General features: G+C 66.7%; 22 protein-coding genes. 11 read left to right on the top strand and 11 right to left on the bottom strand.

Annotated features, from left to right (window positions below; genetic code table 11):
- Nucleotides 1–61 precede the first annotated feature (61 nt).
- Both CXQ91_RS12395 and pepN read left to right on the top strand, forming a co-directional pair.
- Nucleotides 62–1,198 carry a YeiH family protein gene (locus tag CXQ91_RS12395; protein ID WP_104174346.1) on the top strand — a complete coding sequence of 379 codons (1,137 nt, stop codon included), beginning with the start codon at nucleotides 62–64 and terminating at the stop codon, nucleotides 1,196–1,198.
- Nucleotides 1,199–1,258: 60 nt separating this feature from the next.
- Nucleotides 1,259–3,880, top strand: coding sequence for an aminopeptidase N (gene pepN, locus CXQ91_RS12390; protein ID WP_104174220.1), 2,622 nt, complete (start codon nucleotides 1,259–1,261; stop codon nucleotides 3,878–3,880).
- A gap of 14 nt (nucleotides 3,881–3,894) precedes the next feature.
- Here the strand turns inward: pepN and CXQ91_RS12385 are convergent, their stop codons facing one another.
- The 5 genes from CXQ91_RS12385 to CXQ91_RS12365 all read right to left on the bottom strand — a co-directional run bounded on the left by CXQ91_RS12385 (nucleotide 3,895) and on the right by CXQ91_RS12365 (nucleotide 7,969).
- Nucleotides 3,895–5,004, bottom strand: a complete 1,110-nt coding sequence (locus CXQ91_RS12385; RefSeq protein WP_181038868.1) for a biotin/lipoate A/B protein ligase family protein — start codon at nucleotides 5,002–5,004, stop codon at nucleotides 3,895–3,897.
- An 81-nt stretch (nucleotides 5,005–5,085) separates the two neighbouring features.
- Nucleotides 5,086–5,343: a type B 50S ribosomal protein L31 gene (locus CXQ91_RS12380; RefSeq protein ID WP_011691973.1), complete on the bottom strand. Its 258-nt coding sequence runs from the start codon at nucleotides 5,341–5,343 to the stop codon at nucleotides 5,086–5,088.
- A 193-nt stretch (nucleotides 5,344–5,536) separates the two neighbouring features.
- Nucleotides 5,537–6,346, bottom strand: coding sequence for an RNA methyltransferase (locus tag CXQ91_RS12375; protein ID WP_104174218.1), 810 nt, complete (start codon nucleotides 6,344–6,346; stop codon nucleotides 5,537–5,539).
- 33 nt (nucleotides 6,347–6,379) lie between these two features.
- Nucleotides 6,380–7,165, bottom strand: a complete 786-nt coding sequence (locus CXQ91_RS12370) for a sulfite exporter TauE/SafE family protein (RefSeq protein WP_104174217.1) — start codon at nucleotides 7,163–7,165, stop codon at nucleotides 6,380–6,382.
- 18 nt (nucleotides 7,166–7,183) lie between these two features.
- Nucleotides 7,184–7,969, bottom strand: coding sequence for an ABC transporter ATP-binding protein (locus tag CXQ91_RS12365; RefSeq protein ID WP_104174216.1), 786 nt, complete (start codon nucleotides 7,967–7,969; stop codon nucleotides 7,184–7,186).
- Nucleotides 7,970–8,091: 122 nt separating this feature from the next.
- Here CXQ91_RS12365 and serB point away from each other — a divergent pair, with 122 nt between their 5' ends.
- Entirely contained in the window at nucleotides 8,092–8,985 is an 894-nt protein-coding gene (serB, locus tag CXQ91_RS12360) for a phosphoserine phosphatase SerB (protein WP_104174345.1), read from the top strand.
- 111 nt (nucleotides 8,986–9,096) lie between these two features.
- Here the strand turns inward: serB and CXQ91_RS12355 are convergent, their stop codons facing one another.
- The gene (locus CXQ91_RS12355; RefSeq protein WP_104174215.1) at nucleotides 9,097–9,858 is read right to left on the bottom strand and encodes an SDR family oxidoreductase; all 762 of its coding nucleotides are present in this window, start codon (nucleotides 9,856–9,858) and stop codon (nucleotides 9,097–9,099) included.
- A gap of 261 nt (nucleotides 9,859–10,119) precedes the next feature.
- Here CXQ91_RS12355 and CXQ91_RS12350 point away from each other — a divergent pair, with 261 nt between their 5' ends.
- Entirely contained in the window at nucleotides 10,120–10,497 is a 378-nt protein-coding gene (locus tag CXQ91_RS12350; RefSeq protein ID WP_219816518.1) for a DUF5655 domain-containing protein, read from the top strand.
- Nucleotides 10,498–10,563: 66 nt separating this feature from the next.
- On the opposite strand, the gene CXQ91_RS12345 is transcribed toward CXQ91_RS12350, so the two are convergent.
- Both CXQ91_RS12345 and CXQ91_RS12340 read right to left on the bottom strand, forming a co-directional pair.
- Nucleotides 10,564–10,980, bottom strand: coding sequence for an Hsp20/alpha crystallin family protein (locus CXQ91_RS12345; protein WP_104174214.1), 417 nt, complete (start codon nucleotides 10,978–10,980; stop codon nucleotides 10,564–10,566).
- Nucleotides 10,981–11,135: 155 nt separating this feature from the next.
- Nucleotides 11,136–11,861: a beta-ketoacyl-ACP reductase gene (locus CXQ91_RS12340; RefSeq protein WP_104174213.1), complete on the bottom strand. Its 726-nt coding sequence runs from the start codon at nucleotides 11,859–11,861 to the stop codon at nucleotides 11,136–11,138.
- A gap of 140 nt (nucleotides 11,862–12,001) precedes the next feature.
- Here CXQ91_RS12340 and CXQ91_RS12335 point away from each other — a divergent pair, with 140 nt between their 5' ends.
- From CXQ91_RS12335 to CXQ91_RS12320, 4 genes are read left to right on the top strand one after another with little or no spacing between them, the layout of a single operon-like run.
- On the top strand, nucleotides 12,002–12,433 hold the full coding sequence (locus CXQ91_RS12335) for a DUF3099 domain-containing protein (protein WP_374953656.1): 432 nt from the start codon (nucleotides 12,002–12,004) through the stop codon (nucleotides 12,431–12,433).
- Nucleotides 12,430–12,690 carry a hypothetical protein gene (locus CXQ91_RS12330; protein WP_104174211.1) on the top strand — a complete coding sequence of 87 codons (261 nt, stop codon included), beginning with the start codon at nucleotides 12,430–12,432 and terminating at the stop codon, nucleotides 12,688–12,690. Before CXQ91_RS12335 ends, CXQ91_RS12330 begins: the two co-directional genes overlap by 4 nt.
- Nucleotides 12,691–13,557, top strand: a complete 867-nt coding sequence (locus tag CXQ91_RS12325) for an SURF1 family protein (protein WP_104174210.1) — start codon at nucleotides 12,691–12,693, stop codon at nucleotides 13,555–13,557.
- A 3-nt stretch (nucleotides 13,558–13,560) separates the two neighbouring features.
- On the top strand, nucleotides 13,561–14,040 hold the full coding sequence (locus tag CXQ91_RS12320; RefSeq protein ID WP_104174209.1) for a YbaK/EbsC family protein: 480 nt from the start codon (nucleotides 13,561–13,563) through the stop codon (nucleotides 14,038–14,040).
- Between the two features lie 48 nt (nucleotides 14,041–14,088).
- On the opposite strand, the gene CXQ91_RS12315 is transcribed toward CXQ91_RS12320, so the two are convergent.
- Nucleotides 14,089–15,687, bottom strand: coding sequence for an ABC-F family ATP-binding cassette domain-containing protein (locus tag CXQ91_RS12315; RefSeq protein WP_104174208.1), 1,599 nt, complete (start codon nucleotides 15,685–15,687; stop codon nucleotides 14,089–14,091).
- 317 nt (nucleotides 15,688–16,004) lie between these two features.
- Between CXQ91_RS12315 and CXQ91_RS12310 the strand changes: the two genes are divergently transcribed.
- The 3 genes from CXQ91_RS12310 to CXQ91_RS12300 are packed head-to-tail and all read left to right on the top strand — an operon-like array spanning nucleotide 16,005 to nucleotide 18,080.
- The gene (locus CXQ91_RS12310) at nucleotides 16,005–16,679 is read left to right on the top strand and encodes a biotin transporter BioY (protein ID WP_104174207.1); all 675 of its coding nucleotides are present in this window, start codon (nucleotides 16,005–16,007) and stop codon (nucleotides 16,677–16,679) included.
- A 1-nt stretch (nucleotide 16,680) separates the two neighbouring features.
- Complete coding sequence (locus CXQ91_RS12305) at nucleotides 16,681–17,433, top strand: energy-coupling factor ABC transporter ATP-binding protein (RefSeq protein WP_104174206.1); 753 nt, start codon at nucleotides 16,681–16,683, stop codon at nucleotides 17,431–17,433.
- Nucleotides 17,430–18,080 (top strand): energy-coupling factor transporter transmembrane protein EcfT, encoded by a 651-nt coding sequence (locus tag CXQ91_RS12300; RefSeq protein ID WP_104174205.1) that lies wholly within the window; start codon nucleotides 17,430–17,432, stop codon nucleotides 18,078–18,080. Before CXQ91_RS12305 ends, CXQ91_RS12300 begins: the two co-directional genes overlap by 4 nt.
- On the opposite strand, the gene CXQ91_RS12295 is transcribed toward CXQ91_RS12300, so the two are convergent.
- Nucleotides 18,077–19,354, bottom strand: a complete 1,278-nt coding sequence (locus CXQ91_RS12295) for a thiolase family protein (protein WP_374953660.1) — start codon at nucleotides 19,352–19,354, stop codon at nucleotides 18,077–18,079. The genes CXQ91_RS12300 and CXQ91_RS12295 overlap by 4 nt on opposite strands.
- Before the next feature lie 4 nt (nucleotides 19,355–19,358).
- A complete protein-coding gene (locus CXQ91_RS12290) occupies nucleotides 19,359–20,798 on the bottom strand; it encodes a class I adenylate-forming enzyme family protein (RefSeq protein WP_104174204.1) in 1,440 nt (479 codons plus the stop codon).
- Nucleotides 20,799–20,857: the final 59 nt, after the last annotated feature.

Here is a 20,857-nt window from a genome sequence, read left to right as displayed (position 1 = left end):
TGGAGCCACCCCCTCCGGTTCGTGTTTTTCCGCACATGTCCGGCAAGGTAGGTGAGTGCCACTGCCCAGATTCCCCGCCGCCCCCCTGGGGCGGATCTCCGCACGGATCCCACCCATCGTGCCGGGACTTCTCACTGCCGTTTTCGCCGTCGGGGTGGCCTTTACCGTACACGCAATGGTGCCGGTCCTGCCTGCCATGACCGTCGCCGTGGTGCTGGGACTGCTTGCCGCCAACCTGCCGGGCACCGGAACGTGGGTTGCAGGCGGGGCACGCAGCGGGCTCGACTTCGCCGGGAAGCACCTGATGAGGGCCGGCATTGTGGTCCTCGGCCTGAAAGTCAGCGTCATGGACGTCCTTGGGCTCGGCTGGCAGTCGCTGCTGCTCATCACCGGGGTGGTCCTGGTGAGTTTCGCAGGGACCTACGGGATATCGCGGATGTTCCGGCTGACCCGTGACGCGTCGCTGCTGATTGCCACGGGCTTCTCCATCTGTGGCGCCTCGGCCATCGGTGCCATGGCCGCGGTCCGCCGGATCCGGCATGTGGACACCGTCCTGCCGGTGGCGCTGGTAACCCTGTGCGGCACGCTGGCCATCGGCGTCCTGCCGCTCCTCCTGCACCCGCTGCAGCTCACGCCCGAGGTGTTCGGCGCATGGACCGGCGCATCGGTGCACGACGTCGGCCAGGTGGTGGCCACAGCGCAGACCGCAGGAACCGGAGCCCTGGCGATCGCCGTCGTCGTCAAGCTGACCAGGGTGATCCTGCTTGCCCCCATAGTGGCCGCCGCCGGCGTCCACCAGCGGACGATCATCAGCCGGGACGCGCGTAACGGGGCAGCGCTGACGGGAACCGTTGAAAACGGGGCCGGCCTGGGCCGGACCGCCGGAGGCGTGGCAGGCGATCCGGACACCGACGGCGCGGAACTCCGGCTGCCGCCGGTTGTTCCCCTGTTTGTCATCGGCTTTGTGGCCATGGTGGGCCTGCGCTCCACGGGCTGGCTGTCCCCCGGGTTGCTGGAGTCGGCGGCCGCAATACAGGACCTGCTGCTGGGCACGGCGCTGTTCGGCCTGGGCTCGGCGGTCCGCGTGCAGACCCTGCTGCATACCGGGGCGAGGGCGCTGCTGGCCGCCCTCGCGGCGTGGCTGCTGATCGCGCTCCTGGGCCTCGGGGCCGCAGTGCTGATCGTCCAGCCCTACTGACTGCCCGCGTTGACTGCCCGCGCGCGGATGCCGGGGCAGGGCTCGTGATTCAATAGCTTGGTGTCGAATGAGAACCTGCACCGCGATGAAGCGGCAATACGCTCAGCCCTGATCACCACCCACAGCTACGACGTTTCGCTTGACGTCCGCCTGGCGCAGGATCCGGAGGTCCGCGGATACACCAGCCGCAGCGTCATCAACTTTTCGGCGCAGGAACCGGGCGCGTCCACCTTCCTGGACTTCATCAGCAGCGACGTGCACAGCGTTTTCCTGAACGGAAAAGGGCTCGCCGTCAAGGACGTAGTGGACGGATCCCGCATCCGGCTGGACAACCTCCAGGCGGACAACCAGGTAACCGTCACCGGCACGGCGCTCTACAGCACCTCCGGCGAGGGCATGCACCGCTTCTTCGATCCGGCGGACGGCCAGTGCTACCTCTACACCCAATACGAGCCTGCCGATGCCCGCCGCGTGTTTGCGAACTTTGAGCAGCCGGACCTCAAGGCGGAGTTCACCTTCCACGTGATGGCGCCGTCGGACTGGCAGGTCGCCTCCAACGGTGCCGAAGCCGGCCGCACCCAGCTCACCAGCGATCCGGCAACCAGCCGGTGGGACTTCGCGCCCACGGGGCGGATGTCCACCTACATCACCACCGTCCTGGCCGGGCCGTACTTCAGGGCGGAGGACCACTGGAGCGGAACCCTCGACGACGGGACCGCCCTGGAGGTCCCCCTGGCGCTGTACTGCCGCGCATCCATGGCCGGGTCCTTCGACACCGACCACCTGTTTCAGCTCACCAAGCAGGGACTCGGGTTCTTCAACAACCTGTTCGACTATCCGTATCCCTGGGGCAAGTACGACCAGGCCTTCGTGCCCGAATACAACCTCGGTGCCATGGAAAACCCCGGGCTGGTCACCTTCACCGAAAACTACGTCTTTACGTCGCGGGCGGCCGACTCCCAGTACCAGGGACGGGCGAACACCCTCATGCACGAAATGGCGCACATGTGGTTCGGCGACCTCGTGACCATGCAATGGTGGGACGACCTCTGGCTCAAGGAATCCTTTGCCGACTACATGGGCACACTGGGCGTGGACCGCGCCACGGACTGGGATACGGCGTGGGTGAACTTCGCCAACAACCGCAAGGCCTGGGCCTATGTCCAGGACCAGCTGCCCACCACCCACCCGATTGTTGCCGACATTCCGGACCTGGAGGCAGCCAAGCAGAATTTCGACGGCATCACGTATGCCAAGGGCGCGTCCGTGCTGAAGCAACTCGTGTCCTATGTCGGTTTTGAGGCGTTCATCGCCGGTTCGCGCCGGTATTTCCGGGACCACGCCTACGGCAACACCACCCTGGCTGACCTGCTGGCCGCCCTGGGCGAGGCGTCGGGCCGGGACCTGACCCTGTGGGCCCGCCAATGGCTGCAGACCTCGGGGATCTCCACCGTCACTGCCGAAATCGAAGAGCACGACGGCGTGCTCGGCAGCGTTGCCCTCGTCCAGGACGCGGTGGACCCCACCACGGGACGCCAGGAACTGCGGCCGCACCGGCTTCGGATCGGGCTCTACGATTTCAAGGCCGACGGCGCGCTGGTCAGGGTGGACAGCGTGGAGACGGACCTGACCGGCGGCCGCACTGTCGTGACGGAGCTCGCGGGCAGGCCGGTACCGGCGCTCCTCCTGGTCAACGACGACGACCTCAGCTACGTGAAGGTCCGCTTTGATCCCCGCTCGGAAGCGACCGCGCGGGCGTCCCTTGGCGCCCTGCAGGATCCGATGGCACGGGCGCTCTGCTGGACGGCCCTCTGGGACGCAGCGCGTGACGCCGTGGCACCCGCGGACCGCTATGTTGCGGCGGTGGAAAAATTCGGCCCTGCCGAACAGGGCATCGGCGTGCTGCTGAATGTCCTGGGCAACGCGACCACTGCCATCGACCGCTATGTCCCTGCTCCGGAACGGGCTGCGGCACGGAACAGTTTCCTCGACGCTGCTGCCCGCGAACTCGTGGCGGCCGAACCCGGGTCGGACCACCAGCTGGCCTGGGCGAGGGCACTCGCCACCACAAGCAGGCAGGCCACGGGCAGGCTGGACCTCGTGCGGGGGATTTTGGACGGGACAACGGTGGTCGAAGGCCTGGCCGTTGACCCGGAGCTCCGCTGGAGCCTGTGGCACGCCCTGGCAGCCAACGGGCAGGCGTCCGAGGCCGAGTTGGCTGCCGAACTGGCCCGCGACACCACAGCGTCTGGCCGGGCCGGCCACGCCACGGCGCTGGCTGCCCGGCCGGACGCCGCCGTCAAAACCGCTGCGTGGGACGCGGCCGTCAACGGCACCGCTCTCTCCAACCAGCTCCTCAGCGCCACGATTGCCGGCTTCAACACCGCGCCGGACACGCTGCTGGACCCGTTCGTTGAGCCGTACTTCGATTGCCTGGAGAAAGTCTGGGCGGAGCGCAGCATCGAGATTGCCAGCCGGATCGTTCGCGGCCTGTTCCCCGCAGGGCAGGACCTCGCCGGCGGACTGCCCGAGGAGCACCCGGTCCTGGTCCGCGCCGATGACTGGCTCGCACAGCATCCCGCGGCACCGCGGGCGCTGCGCCGCATCATCATCGAGCAGCGGAGCCACCTGCACCGTGCCCTCAAAGCCCAGGCCGCAGCGCTGCAGGCCGCCGTGTCCTAGGAGACCCGGTTCACTCAGGGCACCCGGTGTAGCCATTCCTCGGTTCCGAACTTGGTTGCGACACGGTCCCTGGCGGCGGCAAGCTCCGCATCGCTCAGGACCGACGGTGTTGCCCCGTACCGGCCGCTGAAGACATCCATCATGGCCTCGACGATTTCCGCCCGGGCAAGGCCCGTCTGCCGGCGCAGCGGATCCACCCGCTTCTTCGCGCTGGTGGTGCCCTTGTCCGAGAGCTTTTCCTTGCCGATCCTCAGGACCTCCACCATCTTGTCGGCGTCGATGTCGTAGCTCATGGTCACGTGGTGCAGCATGCCGCCGTTGGCCAGGCGCTTCTGCGCCGCACCGCCGATCTTGCCCTGTTCCGTGGCGATGTCGTTGAGGGGCACATAGAAGGCGCTGATGCCCAGTTTCTCCAGTGCGGCCATGACCCAGGCGTCAAGGAACGCGTAGGAGTCGGCGAAGCTGATGCCGTCCACGAGGGTCTGGGGCAGGTACAGCGAATAGGTGATGCAGTTGCCCGCTTCCATGAACATCGCTCCCCCGCCGCTGATCCGGCGCACCACGGTGATGCCGTGGCGGGCGACGCCGTCGGGATGGATCTCGTTGCGCACGGACTGGAAGCTGCCGATCACCACGGAGGGCTCCTCCCAGTCCCAGAACCTGAGCGTGGGATTGCGGCGTCCGGCACCCACCTCCTCGGTGAGGACCTCGTCCAGGGCGACGTTGACGTGCGTCGGCAGCACCGACGGGGCTATGACATTCCAGTGGTGGTCCGCCCAGCCGGTGGCTTTCGCCAGCGCCCTGCGGACCGCGACGGATACGGCGTCGGCGGAGAACCCGAACAGGACGGCATCGTCGGGGAGCGCGGCGGTGACGGCCGCGGAGATGTCCGCCGCAGCCGTTGTCTCCGGGAGCCCGGTCAGGGCGCGGTTGATGTCCAGGAGCGCTTCGTCGGGTTCCAGGAAGAAGTCACCGCTGACGGAGACATGCGCGAGGTGCCCGCCGACGACGTCGAAATCCACCATAACCAGCTTGCCGCCCGGGACCTTGTACTCACCGTGGCGCCGGCCGCCGTCGTCGTGCGTGCCGTCCGCCGGGCCGGTCTCAAAAGGAGGGAATGTCATGCATTCCATCCTGCCCCACGAACGCAAAAGCCCGCACCGTTGCCGGTGCGGGCTTTTCCAATAGACCTTGGGGAGAAGTTGTTACTTCTTGCCGCCGAAGCCCTTGAAGCGAGCGTTGAAGCGCTCGACGCGGCCTGCAGAGTCCATGATGCGCTGCTTGCCCGTGTAGAACGGGTGGGACTCGGAGGAGATTTCGACGTCGATGACCGGGTAGGTGTTTCCGTCTTCCCACTCGATGGTCTTCTTGGAAGACACGGTGGACTTGGTCAGGAACTTGACGCCGGAAGCCAGGTCGTTGAATACAACAGCTTCGTACTTCGGGTGGGTATTGGACTTCATAATTGGACCTTTGTTCGTACAACTGGATTTTGCCAGTTGCCAGGTATGAATGGGATGCGGGTCGCGGAACAACGTCAAAAAACGTCAGGTGCCCGGACCAACACTCAATCCTAGCCTAAACACGCTCAACGCACGAACCGGCAGGGGCGCCCGACGGAAGCGTCCGACAGGCGGGGGCGCGGCCTTCCGGGAGTCAGTCCCGGGGCCGCAGTTCCCAGAAAGCGACGGCGGACGCCGCCGCGACGTTGAGCGAATCGACGCCTGCGCGCATCGGAATCTTGACGGCGAGGTCGACGGCGGCGAGGGTCTCGGCGCTCATTCCGGCGCCTTCCGTGCCCAGGACCAGCGCCAGCTTGTCCGGATTCCGGGCGGCCAGCTCGTCGAGGTCCACGGCGTCGCCGGTGAGCTCCATCGCCGCGACCGTGAACCCCTGCCCGCGCAGCACCTCAAGATCGGCCGGCCAGGACTCCAGGCGCGCCCAGGGAACCTGGAACACGGTGCCCATGCTCACCCGGACGCTGCGCCGGTAGAGCGGGTCGCCGCACCGGGGCGAGACCAGCACCGCGTCCACGCCCAAGGCAGCCGCGGACCGGAAGATGGCACCGACGTTCGTGTGGTCCACGATGTCCTCAAGGACGGCCACCCTGCGGGCACCGGCCAGCAGTTCCGGCAGCGGGACGGGTGCCGGACGGTGCATGGCCGCCATTGCGCCGCGGTGCAGGTGGAAGCCCGTGATGTCCTCCAGCAGGGCGGCACTGCCGATGTAGACCGGCACGTCCGGGAAGTCGCTGAACACATCGGCCAGGTCCTCAAGCCACTTCTCCGCGAGGAAGAAGGACCGGGGCCGGTGGCCGGCAGCGAGGGCCCGGCGGAGGACCCGCGATGATTCCGCGATGTACATCCCTTCCGCGGGCTCCCGGACTTTGCGGAGGTGGACATCCGTCAGCCGGGTGTAATCGGACACGCGCGGATCGTCAGAGGATTCGAGGTAGTGGAGGGTCACCGGAAGGTCATTTCTACAGGCATTTTGGGCGGGTCATTTGAGGAGGTTGGCGATCATGAAACCTAGGGCCACGAGGCCAAGGGTAAAGATGACACCTCGGAGGACCGGCGGGGAGAGCCTGCGGCCTACCTTGGACCCTATGACGCCGCCAATGAGGGAACTGACCGCGATGATCCCCACCACGGCCCAGTTAATACGGCCGAACGCGAACAGCAGGTAGGACGCCGCCGCCACGATGTTCACGCCCAGCACCAGGATGTTCTTCATGGCGTTGGCGTTCTGGATGGTTCCCGTCATAAAGACGCCCAGGATGCCCACCAGCAGGATGCCCTGCGCCGCCACGAAGTAGCCGCCGTAAACGCCGGCCAGGAACACCAACACGATCAGGAGCACGCCGTGCCGTTTGTCCCGGATGGCATGCTCCGGGTTCTCCTCCCGGTCCCTCACCCACTGCTGGAGCCGGGGCTGGAACACCACCATCAGCAGGGCCAGCACAATCAGGGCGGGGGCGGCGTAGTGGAAGACCTTTTCCGGGAGGTGCAACAGCAGCCAGGCACCGCTGATGCCACCCAGAAGGGATGCAGGCAGGAGCCGGAGAAGCTGCTGGCCGCGCCCTGCAAGTTCTTTCCTGTACCCCCAGGCACCGGCGGCGTTGCCGGCCACGAGCCCCATGGCATTGCTGATGGAGGCAGTTACCGGCGCAGTTCCCAGGGCAATGAGGACGGGAAAGGTGACCAGGGTGCCCGAGCCCACCACGCTGTTGATGGTTCCGGCCCACAGCCCGGCAAAAAAGACGAAGACGCCGCTGAGTAAGTCCACGCTAGGCTGGCCGCGCGATTAGCGGCGTGCGGTGGCGGCGTAGCGTCCCGCGTTGACCGTGACGTCGAGGGGCAGGCCGAAGGTCTCGCTGAGGTGCTCCGATGTCAGGACCTCAGCAATGGGTCCGGCTGCCACAACGCCGGCGTCGCGCATCAGCATGGCGTGGGTGAAGCCCGGCGGGACCTCCTCAAGGTGGTGCGTCACAAGCACAATGGCCGGGGCCGTGTCGTCCAGCGCCAGTTCGCTGAGGCGGTGCACCAGGTCTTCACGGCCGCCAAGATCCAGCCCTGCGGCAGGCTCGTCCAGAAGGAGCAGTTCCGGGTCCGTCATGAGGGCACGGGCAATCTGGACGCGTTTGCGTTCGCCTTCGGACAGGGACGCGAACGCGCGGTTCAGGAGCGGGCCCATGCCCCACTCATTGAGGAGCCGGAACGCGCGGCGTTCGTCGTCCTTCTCGTAACCCTCGCGCCAGCGTCCGGTCACGCCGTAGGCCGCCGTCACCACCACGTTGAGCACTTTCTCGTGCTCGGGAATCTGGTTGGCCAGCGCGGCGGAAGACAGGCCGATGCGGGGCCGGAGTTCGAAGACGTCAACAGCCCCCAGCATTTCTTCCAGGATCCCGGCCATACCGCTCGTGGGGTGGAGCCGCGCCGCCGCAATCTGGAGCAGAGTGGTCTTGCCGGCGCCGTTGGGTCCAAGGATTACCCAGCGTTCGCCTTCTTTGACCTGCCAGTTCACTTTGTTGAGGAGCGTTTTAGCTCCGCGGACAACGCTGACGGCAGCCATTTCAAGAACATCACTCATAGAAGTAGACACTAGGACAAAACAGCGTGTGACTGATAACTGGAACATTCCGTGCGGAACCGGCCGCAGGGCGGGACGAAACGAATTCGGGCGGCGGGATGGCGCTGGCTAAGATTGCAGCCATGAGTTCGAACGTGACTGCGGTCAGCTACGGCGTGAAATTGTCCCCTGCGGAACTGGAGCACCTCCGTTCCCTGCTGACCGGGTCAGGCGCGTCTTTCGCCGTCGAATCCCGCACCGGCGACGAGCGTTTCGAGGTGTATACGGTGGACTTCTCCGTGGCGTCCGGGACCGCCGCCGAGATCGGCGCGCTGCGGCAGGACGTGGCCGCAGCAGGCTTCAGCGGAATGGACACGGCGATCGTTCCCGCGGCCCTGCGGACGGCGCCCCGCAAATTCCTCATCATGGACGTGGATTCCACGCTGATCCAGCAGGAAGTCATTGAACTCCTGGCCGCGTATGCAGGGAAGAAGGAAGAGGTCACCGCGGTTACCGAGGCGGCCATGCGCGGCGAGCTCGACTTCGCCCAGAGCCTCCATGCGCGGGTGGCCGTCCTCGCCGGACTGCCGGCCGACGTCGTCGATTCCGTCCGGGCCGAGGTGAAACTCAGCGAAGGGGCCGCGGAGCTTGTGGCGGCGTTCAAGGCGGCCGGCCACGCCGTGGCAGTGGTATCCGGCGGTTTCAACCAGATCCTCCGCCCCATCGCGGAGGACCTCGGGATGGATTACTGGATCGCCAACGAGCTGGAAATTGTCGACGGCGCGCTGACCGGCAAGGTGCTCGGTGCGGTGATCGACCGTGCGGCGAAGGAGAAGTACCTCCGCGAGTGGGCCGCTGCCGAAGGTATCCCCATGGAGCACACCATTGCCGTGGGCGACGGCGCCAATGACCTTGACATGCTCAGTGCCGCCGGGATCGGCGTGGCCTTCAACGCCAAGCCCGCCGTGCGCGCGGCAGCGGACGCAGCCGTCAATATGCCATACCTGGATGCCGTGCGGCACATCGCCGGGGTCTGACACGAGGGCCGCGCTGGCCGCGCTGGCATTGCCAGCGCCCTGATGAAAGAGCGCAAAGGAAAGGCCGGGCATTCGCCCGGCCTTTCCTTTGTGGATCGTGGTGCGGAAGCGTCAGCCTGCCTGGCCGGCGCTCTTGCCGAAGTAGTCGGCACCGCCGGCGTACTCGGTGTGGCCGGTTTCGACGTCGGCCGTGACCATCTTGGCGATCTCCGCGGCGAATTCCGCAACGGAATACAGCTTGCCGGCCTCCGCGCGGCGGGCTTCGATGGCGCCCGGGTTGGACCGGTCAAGCAGCGTGGCCGTAACGGTTCCTTCGATCATGTCGCCGGAAACCACCACCAGCGAGATTCCCTTGTCCGCAAGGTTCGGGATCAGGGCGCGCAGGGCATCCTCGCCGGCGCGCTTGCTGCGTGCCACGGGCTCATATTCCGGCATGGTGGGCACGGAGCCGATGAAGTGGGCCTGGTGGCTCGTGATGAACACCACGCGGGAGCCTTCGCGCATCAGCGGCACGGCGGCGTTGAGCATGTTGACCTGGGCATCGCGGTTCAGCTTCAGGGCGTAGCCCTCTTCCATGCCCGATTCCATGCCGCCGGAAGCGTTCAGGACCAGGACGTCGAGCGAGCCGAAGTTCTCCATGGCCGCGCTGGCCAGGGCCTGGACACCTTCCTGCGTGGTGAGGTCGGCTCCGACCGCCGCCGCACGGCCGCCGGCCGCCTCGATTTCGGCCACAACCTTGTTGGCGCGCGGGGCCTTCTGGCGGTAATTCACCACAACGGCGGCACCTTCGGCCGCGAGGAGCTTGGCAACATCGGCGCCGATCCCCCTCGACGAACCGGTCACAATGGCAGTCTTGTTGTCCAGCAATCCCATTCGAGCTCCTTTGTTCCAAACGTCCAAAATCTGTGGGTCTGCCATCCATCATGCCAGCGCAGGAGAAGAATTCAGTTGTTTGACGTCAACAAAGAAGCGGGCTCGGGATAGTTCCCGGCGGGCTGGGGATAGTTCCCGGCGGGCTGGGGCCGCTGTCGGCCAGCGGCGCCCCTGGTTCGCGGAGCGGCCATTGTTGGGCAGGGCTGCACGGCGTAGGCTCACGGCCATGAAACTGCGGGGCGAGTCATCCGGAGCCGTGCCGTGAGCCGGGGCGCTGCCGAGGAGTCCACTCCGGAGGAGGTCTTCAGCGGTTCACCGCAGGGGCTGGAACTGTTTCGGGGCGTCCAGCGCATACTGGCTGGCTTCCCGCCGTCGACGGTGAAGGCAACCAAAAGCCAGGTGGCATTCCGCGGGCGGCGGGGGTTTGCCTACATGTGGTGGCCCGCCCGGTATATCAAGTCGGACGTTCCCGCCGTCCTGTCCATTGCCCTGCGCCGGCCGCTCGCTTCGGGACGGTTCAAGGAGGTGGTCAACCCGTCCAAGGGCGTGTGGATGCATCACCTGGAGCTGCGATCGATGGCCGACCTCGACGACGAAGTTGCCAGCTGGCTTGGGGAAGCACGCAAGGAAGCGGGCTGACGACGGAGCGGACCGGGTTCCGTCGTCAGCCCGTCCCAAGGTTTGTGGCGGTGATTCCGAACGTCCCTAGCTGCGGTTCACCGGGATCTTGCGCTTCTCGGTGGCTGGTGCCTGCTCAGGTGCCGGCGCGCGCACTTCCAGGACACCGTCCTTGTACGTGGCCGTGACGTCTTCCTCGCGGGCACCGGGCGGCAGGGAGACACTTCGCGAGAATGCGCCGTAGCGGAATTCCGAGCGGTAGCCGTTCTTGTCCTGATGCTCGGATTTTTCCTCGCGCTCCGCCTTAAGGTGCAGCATCCCGTCGGCCACCGAGACGTCCACGTCAGTCTCGGGATCAATGCCGGGCAGTTCCGCACGCACCACCAGGGTGCTGCCGTCCAGGAACTGCTCCACGCGGATTGACGACTGTGTCAGGTCCCCGTCAAGGAACCGCCGGAACGGCTCCAGAAACTCAGATGGCGTCCATTTATTGAGATCGGCCATGATAGCTCCCTAGTCTTGTTTCCCCACGGATGCGGCCGGCCGTGGCGTGGACCGGTCCGTATGCCCATTACACACCCGGCCGCGGGGCGTGTAATGGGCATAAGGTCCCGTCGTGCACGCGGACCTTGGAGCGGGCGGAGGGAGTGCGGGAGGGGCTAGTGCCCCATGCCCAGGCCGCCGTCCACCGGGATGACTGCACCGGAGATGTAGGACGCCTCATCGCTGGAGATCCAGCGCACCACGTTCGCCACCTCTGCGGCTTCGGCGAAACGGCCCGCGGGAACCTTGGACAGGTAGTCCTTCTGCGTGGCTTCCGGCAGTTCCGCCGTCATGTCCGTGTTGATGAACCCCGGTGCCACGACGTTGGCGGTAATCCCGCGGCCGCCGAGTTCGCGCGTCAGCGAACGGGCAATCCCCACAAGTCCGGCCTTGGAGGCGGAGTAGTTGATCTGGCCGGGGGCGCCGTACAGTCCGGACACCGAGGAAATCAGCACAACCCGGCCCTTGCGCATGCGGATCATGCCCTTGGAGGCCCGCTTGATAACCCGGAAGGCACCGGTCAGGTTGGTGTCGATGACCGAGGTGAAATCGTCTTCGCTCATGCGCATCAGCAGTGTGTCCTTGGTGATGCCGGCGTTCGCCACCAAGACCTCCACCGGTCCGTGCGCAGCTTCAACCTCTGCAAAGGCAGCGTCAACGGAAGCCTCATCGGTCACATCGGCCTTGACGCCAAGGATTCCTTCCGGAAGCGCCGACTCGCTGCGGTACGTCACCGCGACTTTGTCGCCGTTGGCCTGGAAGGCCTCGGCAATGGCCAGTCCGATGCCTCGGTTGCCGCCGGTGATCAGAACGCTGCGGCCGGTTGATGCTGCTTCAGTCATAGTTTGCTCCGGGATTCTGCGGCATGGGGTACCGCGGTGAGGGGCGGGATTTTTACTGCCTCCGATCTTAGCCCGCGTTTGGGCGGCACTGTTGAGGGTGAGAGAATTGGGTTAAGCCTTGGGAGCGTGATGAAACAGCCGTGACACTTGCAAAACGACCCGGACATTCGATGCCCGGTGAACCGGACGCCGTCTCTGGTGACGCCCAGGTGCACAGCATTACGGATGCCGCCTCTGCCCACTCGGAAGAGATGCGCGGGCGGATGATCAAGTACGCCGTGGCCATGGGCATCCGCATGGTTTGCCTGATCCTGGTGTTCGTCGTTGACGGCTGGTTCAAGGTTGTCCCGATTGCCGGTGCGGTGTTCCTGCCTTGGATTGCAGTGGTCATTGCCAACGGGAGCGACAAGGCGGAGATTCACAGCGATTACCTGCTCGATTCCGCCCCGCTGGCGGAGCTCGAAGCGCCGGAAGCACCGGCAGCTGCAGAAGACGAAGGTCCAACGGTTCTCCAGGGCGAACTCATCGAGGACGAAGACGACAGCGACGGCCAGGAACGGGCAGCTTCATGAACATTTTTGACCTGGCGGGAGGCGGCGCTGCGCCTGCCGAAGCGGCTGCGCCCATGTGCTCCAGGAAGGCCTGCCGGTCCGGTGCCGCCTGGCAGCTGCTGTGGAACAACCCCAAGATCCACACGCCCGAACGCCGCAAGATCTGGCTCGCCTGCGACGAGCACCGGCTGTGGCTGGAAGATTACCTGCAGACCCGTGGCCTCTGGAAAGAAACGGTGCCGCTGGACCTGGCAACCGCGTCAGGCAGGGAAAGCTGAATGTACCGCTTCCTGTTTTCCAGCAAGTGGCTGGGCTATCTGCTGCTGGCTGCGATCTTTGCCACAGCCTGCGTGTTCCTGGGCCGCTGGCAGATGGACCGCAGGGCCGAGACCCTCGCGGAGATCAACCGGGTCACGTCCAACTACTCGGCCACTCCCCTGCCGTTCGCCGAAGCAGAGGAGCAGTTTTCCCGGCTGGAGGCAGACAAGGAGTGGACCCAGGTTGAGTTGAAGGGCAGCTACGACGTCGACGGCCAGAGGGTTGTACGGAACCGCCCGCTCAACGGGCAGCCAGGCTACGAAGTGGTGGTTCCCTTCAAGATCAACAGCGGACAGACGGTTGTGGTGGACCGCGGCTGGCTCCCGATCGGCAACAACACCCCGGGCCGCCCCGATTCCGTTCCTGAGCCGCCCTCCGGCGAAGTCACGGTGATCGTGCGCCTGAAACCGGGTGAACCTGAACTTCAGCGTGGCGCCCCGGACGGACAGCTTGCTTCCATCGACCTCCCGGCCTACGCCGCCCAGCTGGGCTACCCCGTGCTGACGGGCGCCTACGGGCAGCTCGCCTCCGAAACGCCGGCCGCCGCCGCAATGCCGTACCCGTTCCCGAAGCCTTCGGTGGAAGAGGGAACCCACCTGTCCTATTCGCTGCAGTGGTTCGCCTTCGGCGTGCTGATGTTCATCGGGTTCGGCTACGCGGCCCGCCAACAGGCGAGGAACGCGGAGATCGATGCGCAGGACGCCACGGCGGACAGTGCGCCCGAGTATGCCATGGCCGCGAACCGCCGCCGCCCCGCTCCCCGGAAGCGGAAACAGCCGACGGCGGAGGAAGAGGAAGACGCGATTCTGGACGCCCAGGGGTACTGACCGATGACCCTTGATGCCTTTCCCGAACCGGTGGCAAACGTGAAACGCACCCTCACTGCACTGGGTGCCGAAGACACCGTGACGGTGTTCGACTCGAAAGTTCCGACGGCGGCAGCGGCGGCCGCCGCGCTCGGCTGCGACGTCGCGGCAATCACCAACAGCCTGGTGTTCAACCTGGAGGGTGTTCCGCTGCTGATCCTGGCCAGCGGTGCAGCCAAGGTGGACGTCCACAAAGTTGCCGCGCAACTGGGCACCGGCAGGATCCGCCGCGCCTCCCCCGAGTTCGTCCTGGAACACACGGGCCAGGAAGTCGGCGGAGTGGCCCCCGTCGGGCACCCGGAGAAACTTAGGACCCTGCTGGACGAGTCGCTCAAAGACCACGACGTCCTCTGGGCAGGAGCCGGAGACCACAACTCGATGTTTTCCATCACCTACGAGGACCTGCACAGGATCACCGGCGCAGAAGAACTCCAGGTACGTTAGCGAAGGCGCCGCATTGGCGGTGACAAAACGGCGCCTACGTAACGCGGCCTACGCCAGCGTAATCAGGTCCAGGTAGTCTTCGTTCCAGTGGTCTTCGATGCCATCGGGCAGCAGCACAACGCGCTCGGGGTTCAGCGCCGCGACGGCACCCTCGTCGTGGCTCACCAGCACAACGGCGCCGGTGTAGTTACTCAGGGCACCGAGAATTTCGGCGCGGCTGGCCGGGTCGAGGTTGTTCGTGGGCTCATCGAGGAGCAGCACATTCGCGCTTGAGGCCACGATTGTGGCCAAGGCGAGGCGCGTCTTCTCGCCACCGGACAGCACACCGGCCGGCTTGTCGACGTCGTCGCCGGAGAACAGGAACGAGCCCAGGATGTTGCGTACTTCCGCGTCATTCATGTCCGGGGCGGAGGAGCGCATGTTCTGCAGGACGGAACGGTCCACGTCGAGCGTCTCGTGCTCCTGGGCGTAGTAGCCCACCTTCAGCCCGTGGCCAGCAACGACTTCGCCGGTGTCCGGCTTGTCGACGCCAGCCAGCATGCGCAGCAGGGTGGTCTTACCGGCGCCGTTGAGGCCCAGGATGACCACCTTGGAACCGCGGTCGATGGCCAGGTCCACGTCGGTGAAGATTTCCAGCGAGCCGTAGGACTTGCTGAGGCCGTCCGCAGTGAGCGGAGTCTTGCCGCAGGGTGACGGATCCGGGAATCGCAGGGCTGCCACGCGGTCGGTCGCGCGCACGGCTTCCAACCCGCCCAGCAGACGCTCGGCACGCTTGGCCATGTTCTGCGCGGCGACGGCCTTGGTGGCTTTGGCGCGCATCTTGTTGGCCTGGTCGAAGAGGACCTGGGCCTTCTTTTCCGCGTTCGCGCGCTCCCGCTTGCGGGCGCGCTCGTCCGTTTCGCGCTGCTGCAAGTAGCGCTTCCAGTCCATGTTGTAGAAGTCGATCTGGGCGCGGTTGGGATCCAGCAGGAAGACTTTGTTCACAGTGGCTTCAAGCAGTTCCGTGTCGTGGCTGATCACGATCAGGCCGCCCTGGTGGTTCTTCAGGAACTCGCGCAGCCAGGAGATGGAGTCGGCGTCGAGGTGGTTGGTGGGCTCATCCAGGAGCATGGTCTCCGCGTCCGAGTACAGGATGCGGGCGAGTTCCACACGGCGCCGCTGCCCACCGGACAGGGTTTTGAGCGGCTGGTTCAGCAGGCGGTCGGGCAGGGCGAGGTTCGAGCAGATCGCTGCGGCCTCGGCTTCGGCAGCGTAGCCGCCGGCGGCCAGGAATTCGGATTCCAGCCGGTCATAGCGGTTCATCGCCTTGCGCTGGACGGCGGCGTCCTCGCTGGCCATCTCTTCATGGGCCAGCCGGAGCTTGCCGACGGCGATGTCCAGTCCGCGGACGGAGAGGATCCGGTCGCGGGCGAGCTGTTCCATGTCCGGTGTGCGGGGGTCCTGGGGAAGGTAGCCGATCTCGCCACTGCGGGTCACCTTGCCGCCGGCAGGCAGGCCTTCGCCGGCGAGGACCCGGGTAAGCGTGGTCTTGCCTGCACCGTTACGGCCGACAAGGCCGATCTTGTCTCCCTTGTCGATCCGGAAGCTCACCTGGTCCATAAGGAGGCGGGCGCCGGCGCGCAGTTCGAGATCCTGGACGGTAATCAATGCAGCTAAGGCCTTTCACAACAGGGAACGCCACGGCACAACGGATGGAGTCTGGGCAGGGCCGGGGCAGTGTGGCCGAGAGAACGGCCTTTACCAGTCTACCGGCACCACTCCCCCCGGATTACCTCGGCACCGGGGCCCGTGGATGTCATCTTTTGGGTACCCTGTCCAGAGCCGGCGCCCTCCGTTAGTGGATCCCCTACAAAATATGGCCGCGGCCGGAGACGTATCGTCGGAATGGAGGGGGAAGCGTCTGCACGCGGGCGGCTGCCCCCATCCCAGTTGCCTTGCATCTGCACTAACCGACAGGACCTCCCATGACCAAGACTGACAGTGGCGCCACCAGCCAGACCGCCTCCGGCGTTAAGTCAGGCAGTAAACCCGGCCGGAAGCGCTGGAACGCGACGGATCTCGGCCTCATCGCCGTCTTCGCCGCGCTCGTGGCCGGCTCCGCGCTCATTGCGGCCATCCCCGTGGGCGGACTCGGCGTCCCCATTACCCTGCAGACACTCGCCGTGATGCTGACAGGTCTGGCCTTGGGTCCCGGCCGGGCGTTCGCCGCCGTCGGCCTGTACACCCTGCTGGGGCTGGCCGGCCTGCCGATCTTCAGCGGCGGCAGGAGCGGGCTCGGGATCCTCGCCGGCCCCTCCGCCGGCTACATCATCGCCTTTCCGCTCGCTGCCCTGACGGTCGGCTGGCTAACCACCATTGTGCTCCGCCGCTCCTTGAAGTACCGGGGGCTGTTCCTCTTCGCCGCGGCCATGGCCACGAGCATTGTGCTGGTCCACGGCCTGGGCGTGCTGGGCATGATGGTTAACGCCAAGCTGGACCTTTCCAAGGCATTCCTCCTGGACCTCGCCTACTACCCGGGAGACATCATCAAGAACATCCTGGCCGTCAGCATCGCCCTCGCCCTGCACAAGGCATTCCCGGATCTCCTGATCCGCCGCGCCGGCGTCCGGAACTCCGGAGCGGGCCAGGCAGCCAATTAGCATGGGCGGCATCCGTCTGGACGGAGTCGAGGTCCGGGTGGCGGTGGACGGCAGCCCGCAGCCCAAGACACTCCTGCGCGGCATCTCGCTGAATCTTACGGAACGGCGGATCGGCGTCATCGGAGCCAACGGGTCCGGGAAGTCCACGCTCCTGCGGCTCCTCAACGGTCTCGTGGCACCGAGTGTGGGAACCGTGACCGTTGACGGCGACGATACCGTCAGGTCCGTGCGTGCCGTGCGCCGGAAGGTCGGGTTTGTTTTCACGGATCCCCTGTCCCAGCTCGTAATGCCCACCGGCCGGGAGGATGTTGAGCTGTCCCTGCGCCGGTCCGTCCGGAACACCATGGAGCGCCGGTTGGCTGCCGAGGCGATCCTCAACCGCTTCGGGCTGATGCCGCTGGCGGACCAAAGCATTTACGAGCTCTCGGGCGGCGAACGGCAGCTGATGGCCCTGGCCGCCGTGCTCGCCGTCGAACCTGCAGTCCTGGTGCTGGATGAGCCGTCCACGCTGCTGGACCTGCGCAACCGCGAACTGCTGCGGCGGACCATTTCGGGCCTCAGCCAGCAGATTGTTATGTCCACGCACGACCTGGAGCTAGTCCGGGACATGGACCGCGTCCTGGTGGTGGAATCCGGACAGGTGGTGTTCGACGGCGGTGCTGCCGCCGCCGTCGAGCACTACCGGGAGCTGTCAGCTGCCGGCCTCCCGCCGGTCAGCGCCACCGTACCGCCGCGGCGTCCGGAGGTCAGGTGAGCGGCAAGGCATTCCTGCTGGTGAACTACGTTCCCGGCACGTCACCTGTCCACCGGGCGCCGCTCTGGCTGAAGTTCCTGGTGGTGGTGGGCTGCGGCATGGGATCGTTCCTGGTGGTGGACTGGGCGGTCGCCGCGGCGGTGCTGGGGCTCATGTGTGCCCTGTTCCTGCTCAGCGGCGCCGGTCCCGCGCGCCTGTACAAGGCAGTCCGACCCATTCTGCCGGTGCTGCTTGCCATCGGCCTGTTCCAGTGGTGGCAGCTGGGAGGTCCTGTTGCGGCGCGGATCGTCCTTAACGTCCTGGTCTGCGTCGTTGCGGCGTCTATTCTGACCGCCACCACGCCGATGCAGCGGCTCCTCGACGGCGTCGTCTCGCTGGCTGTGCCGTTCCGGCGCTTCGGCGCGGACCCCGAGCGCTTCGCCCTGACCATCGCGATCATGCTCCGGAGCATTCCGTTCATCGCCGGGGCATACTCGGAAGTGCGGGATTCGGCACGGGCGCGCGGCCTGGAACGGAACCCGAGGGCACTGGTCCTGCCGGTCTTCATCACTACGGTGGCCTATGCCCGCCAGACCGGCGATGCCCTGGCTGCCCGCGGGCTGGGAGAACCCGACGATGACGACTACCCGCGCCAGGGAGACCGCTAAGACGTTGCGGCCATCCGGTCGAGACGTTCGTACCTGAAGAGGGCCGCGGTTCCCATGCCGCCGGCAATGCTGATCATGGCCAGTGCCAGCTGTCCGGCCGCACCATCCCCTCCCCTATGAACCGCGCCCCCGCGCCCCTGGGCAGCGTCGCTGCGCGCCTTGGCGAGGAGCCTCGTCACCAGGACAGCACCGGACGCGCCGTACGCGTGGCCCAGGGCCAGCGCACCGCCGTCGAGGTTTGCCCGCTCGGGGTCAATGCCGAGGGCGTCCAGGCAGGCGAGGGTCTGTGAGGCGAAGGCCTCGTTGAATTCCACCAAGCCAATGTCCGCGGCCCGAACACCGTGCCGGGCCAGGAGCCGCTCCGCCGCAGCGGCGGCACCCATGCCCAGAACCCGCGGGTCCACACCTGCCGTGTCGGTGCCGAGCACCAGGAAGCCGTCGGCGGCCCCCAGTTCCCGCGCCCGCTGCAGCGAAGTGATCACGACGGCGGACGCGCCGTCGGCATCGAAACAGGAATTCCCGGCGGTGACAGTACCGCCCTCCGTGAACGCCGGCGGGAACCGCGACATCAGGGCGGCCGTCAGGCTGGCCCGCGGACCGTCGTCTGACTCCACGTTCCCGGACGCCGCCGGCAGCGGGATGATTTCGCCGGTGTACGTTCCGGATGCTGCTGCCGCCAGGGCCCGCACGTGGCTCTGCAACGCGAACCGGTCCTGCCGCTCGCGGCTGATCCCGAAGGCCTCGGCGACGTTGTCCGCCGCGGTTCCCATGTCCGGATCGCCGTAGCTGAGCGGCACGAACTGCGCCCGGCGGAAGAATTCGGGGCTGCCGTCGGCTGCCCTGTTGGCGCGGAGGGGAGCCGTGCTGATGCTTTCAACCCCGCCGGCAAGATACGCCCCGTTTCCCCCGGCTGCCACCAGCCGCGAGGCGAGCACAATGGCGTCGAGCCCGGAGCCGCATTGCCTGTCCACGGTGACCCCGGGAACGCTGACCGGCAGTCCGGCCTCCAGGGCGGCCAGGCGGGCAACATTGCCGCCGGCTCCCACGGCATTGCCGATCACCACGTCCGTAACGGCCGCCGCCGGCAGGCCGGTCCCTTCCAGGAGGCCGCGAAGGACGGGCGCCAGGAGCTCGTGCGCGCGGAGGTCCTTGAACGCCCCGTTGACCCGTCGGATGGGCGTGCGCAGGGCCGCGATGACCACCGGCTGGCGGTCAGGCGGCAGCGCCGTATTACCGGCGCGGACGCCGGCCTGTCCAGGAACCGTCTCCGGCAGCGGCTCAGGCAAGGCGGCGGATCCTGGCGTCGCCGGTTTCAACCCAGTCCAGCAGCAGCTGCCGGCTGACTTTCCCGCGGTCCGTCACTGGCAGCTCCGCCAAGGCAAAGTACTGCAGAGGCCGCTTGTCCCTGGGCAGGACACCGTCCAGCCCGGCCTTAAGCTGCGTGGCCGTGATGCCGCCGTGGGAGGGGACGACGCCGGCCACCACCCTCTGGCCGCGGACGTCATCGGCCATGCCCGCAGCCACGGCAGCCGCGACACCGGGGACGGAGGCCAGGGCCAGTTCCACCTCATGCGGATAGACATTCTTGCCGGCAGTGATGATCATGTCGGAGCGCCGGCCCAGGATGTGAAGCTCGCCGTCCTGCAGGTACCCCTGGTCCCCCACCGTGTACCAGCCGTCGAAGCAGCGAAGCGCCTGCCCGTCGTCTCCCCACAAATAGCCGTTGCTGACCATGCCGCTGCGGACGCAGATGTTGCCATCCGTGCCGTCGGGAAGCCGTTCGCCGTCGTCGCCCAGGATCCGGACGTCCACGCCGGGGAAGGGTTTCCCGATGCCCGTTCCGCCGGCGTCCAGCGGCTTGCCGGCGCGCAGGCCCGCACCGGAAACGAAGCTCAGTTCGGACGCGCCGTAGTACTCGAAGATGGTGGCCTTGGGCGCCCACCGGCGGGCGGCCTCGAGGGTGCGGGCATCCAGCTTGGACCCGGCGCAAATGATGGAGGTAATGCCTGACGCGTCCACGCCGCCGGCCAGTCCCCGCTCGCTGAGCAGCCGGAGCATGGTGGGGACCAGGACCAGCCGGGTGATGCCGTCATGCGTGATGGCGGCGTGCACGTCACCGACGTCGAACGACTCCAGGGTATGGAACTCGGAGCCGGCGTACAGGCACTCGGAGAGGGCGTACAGGTTGAGGCTGGCTGCCAGCGGACCCGGGGCGAGCGTCTTGTCCTGCTTTGTGAGTCCGAAGAACTCGATGGACGCCTGGAAGGAAAGCTGCCACGAACGCCTCGACCTCGTGAACGCCTTGGGCACGGAGGTGGTGCCGGACGTCAGGCCGATCAGGAAGGGAGATTCCGGTGGCCCGTCATGGAGTTCCGTGCGTAGGGCCGGGCCGGCTTGGGCCGGTGCAACTTCCGGCTGCACAGGCATCGGAGTGCCGACGGTGGCGTCCAGCCGGGCCGCAATGTCAGCCTTGAGCTGCCCTGGCCAGGTGGGATCGAGGACGGCGCATTGCCGGTCCCCTGCCACGGCAGCGGCGAAGGACACGGCGAAGTCCACGGAGTTGGCCTCGGCGAGCACGCTCACCGCTCCGGCCTCCGGAATCCGCGCCGCGGCGGCGTCCCGAAGGGCGGCCCAGCTGAGGTGCCGGCCGGCCACGACGACGGCGGTATCGTCGGGGCGGTCATCGGCCCAGCGTTGAAGTCTGTTGAGGAAAGGCATCGGATCAACTTTACCGGCCGGGCACGGGTCCCGGCCTGTCCGCGAAGGCTATTGTGACA

This window comes from Arthrobacter sp. Y81, from assembly GCF_002929335.1.
Classification (GTDB): domain Bacteria; phylum Actinomycetota; class Actinomycetes; order Actinomycetales; family Micrococcaceae; genus Arthrobacter.
This window is presented reverse-complemented; position numbering and strand designations above follow the sequence as displayed.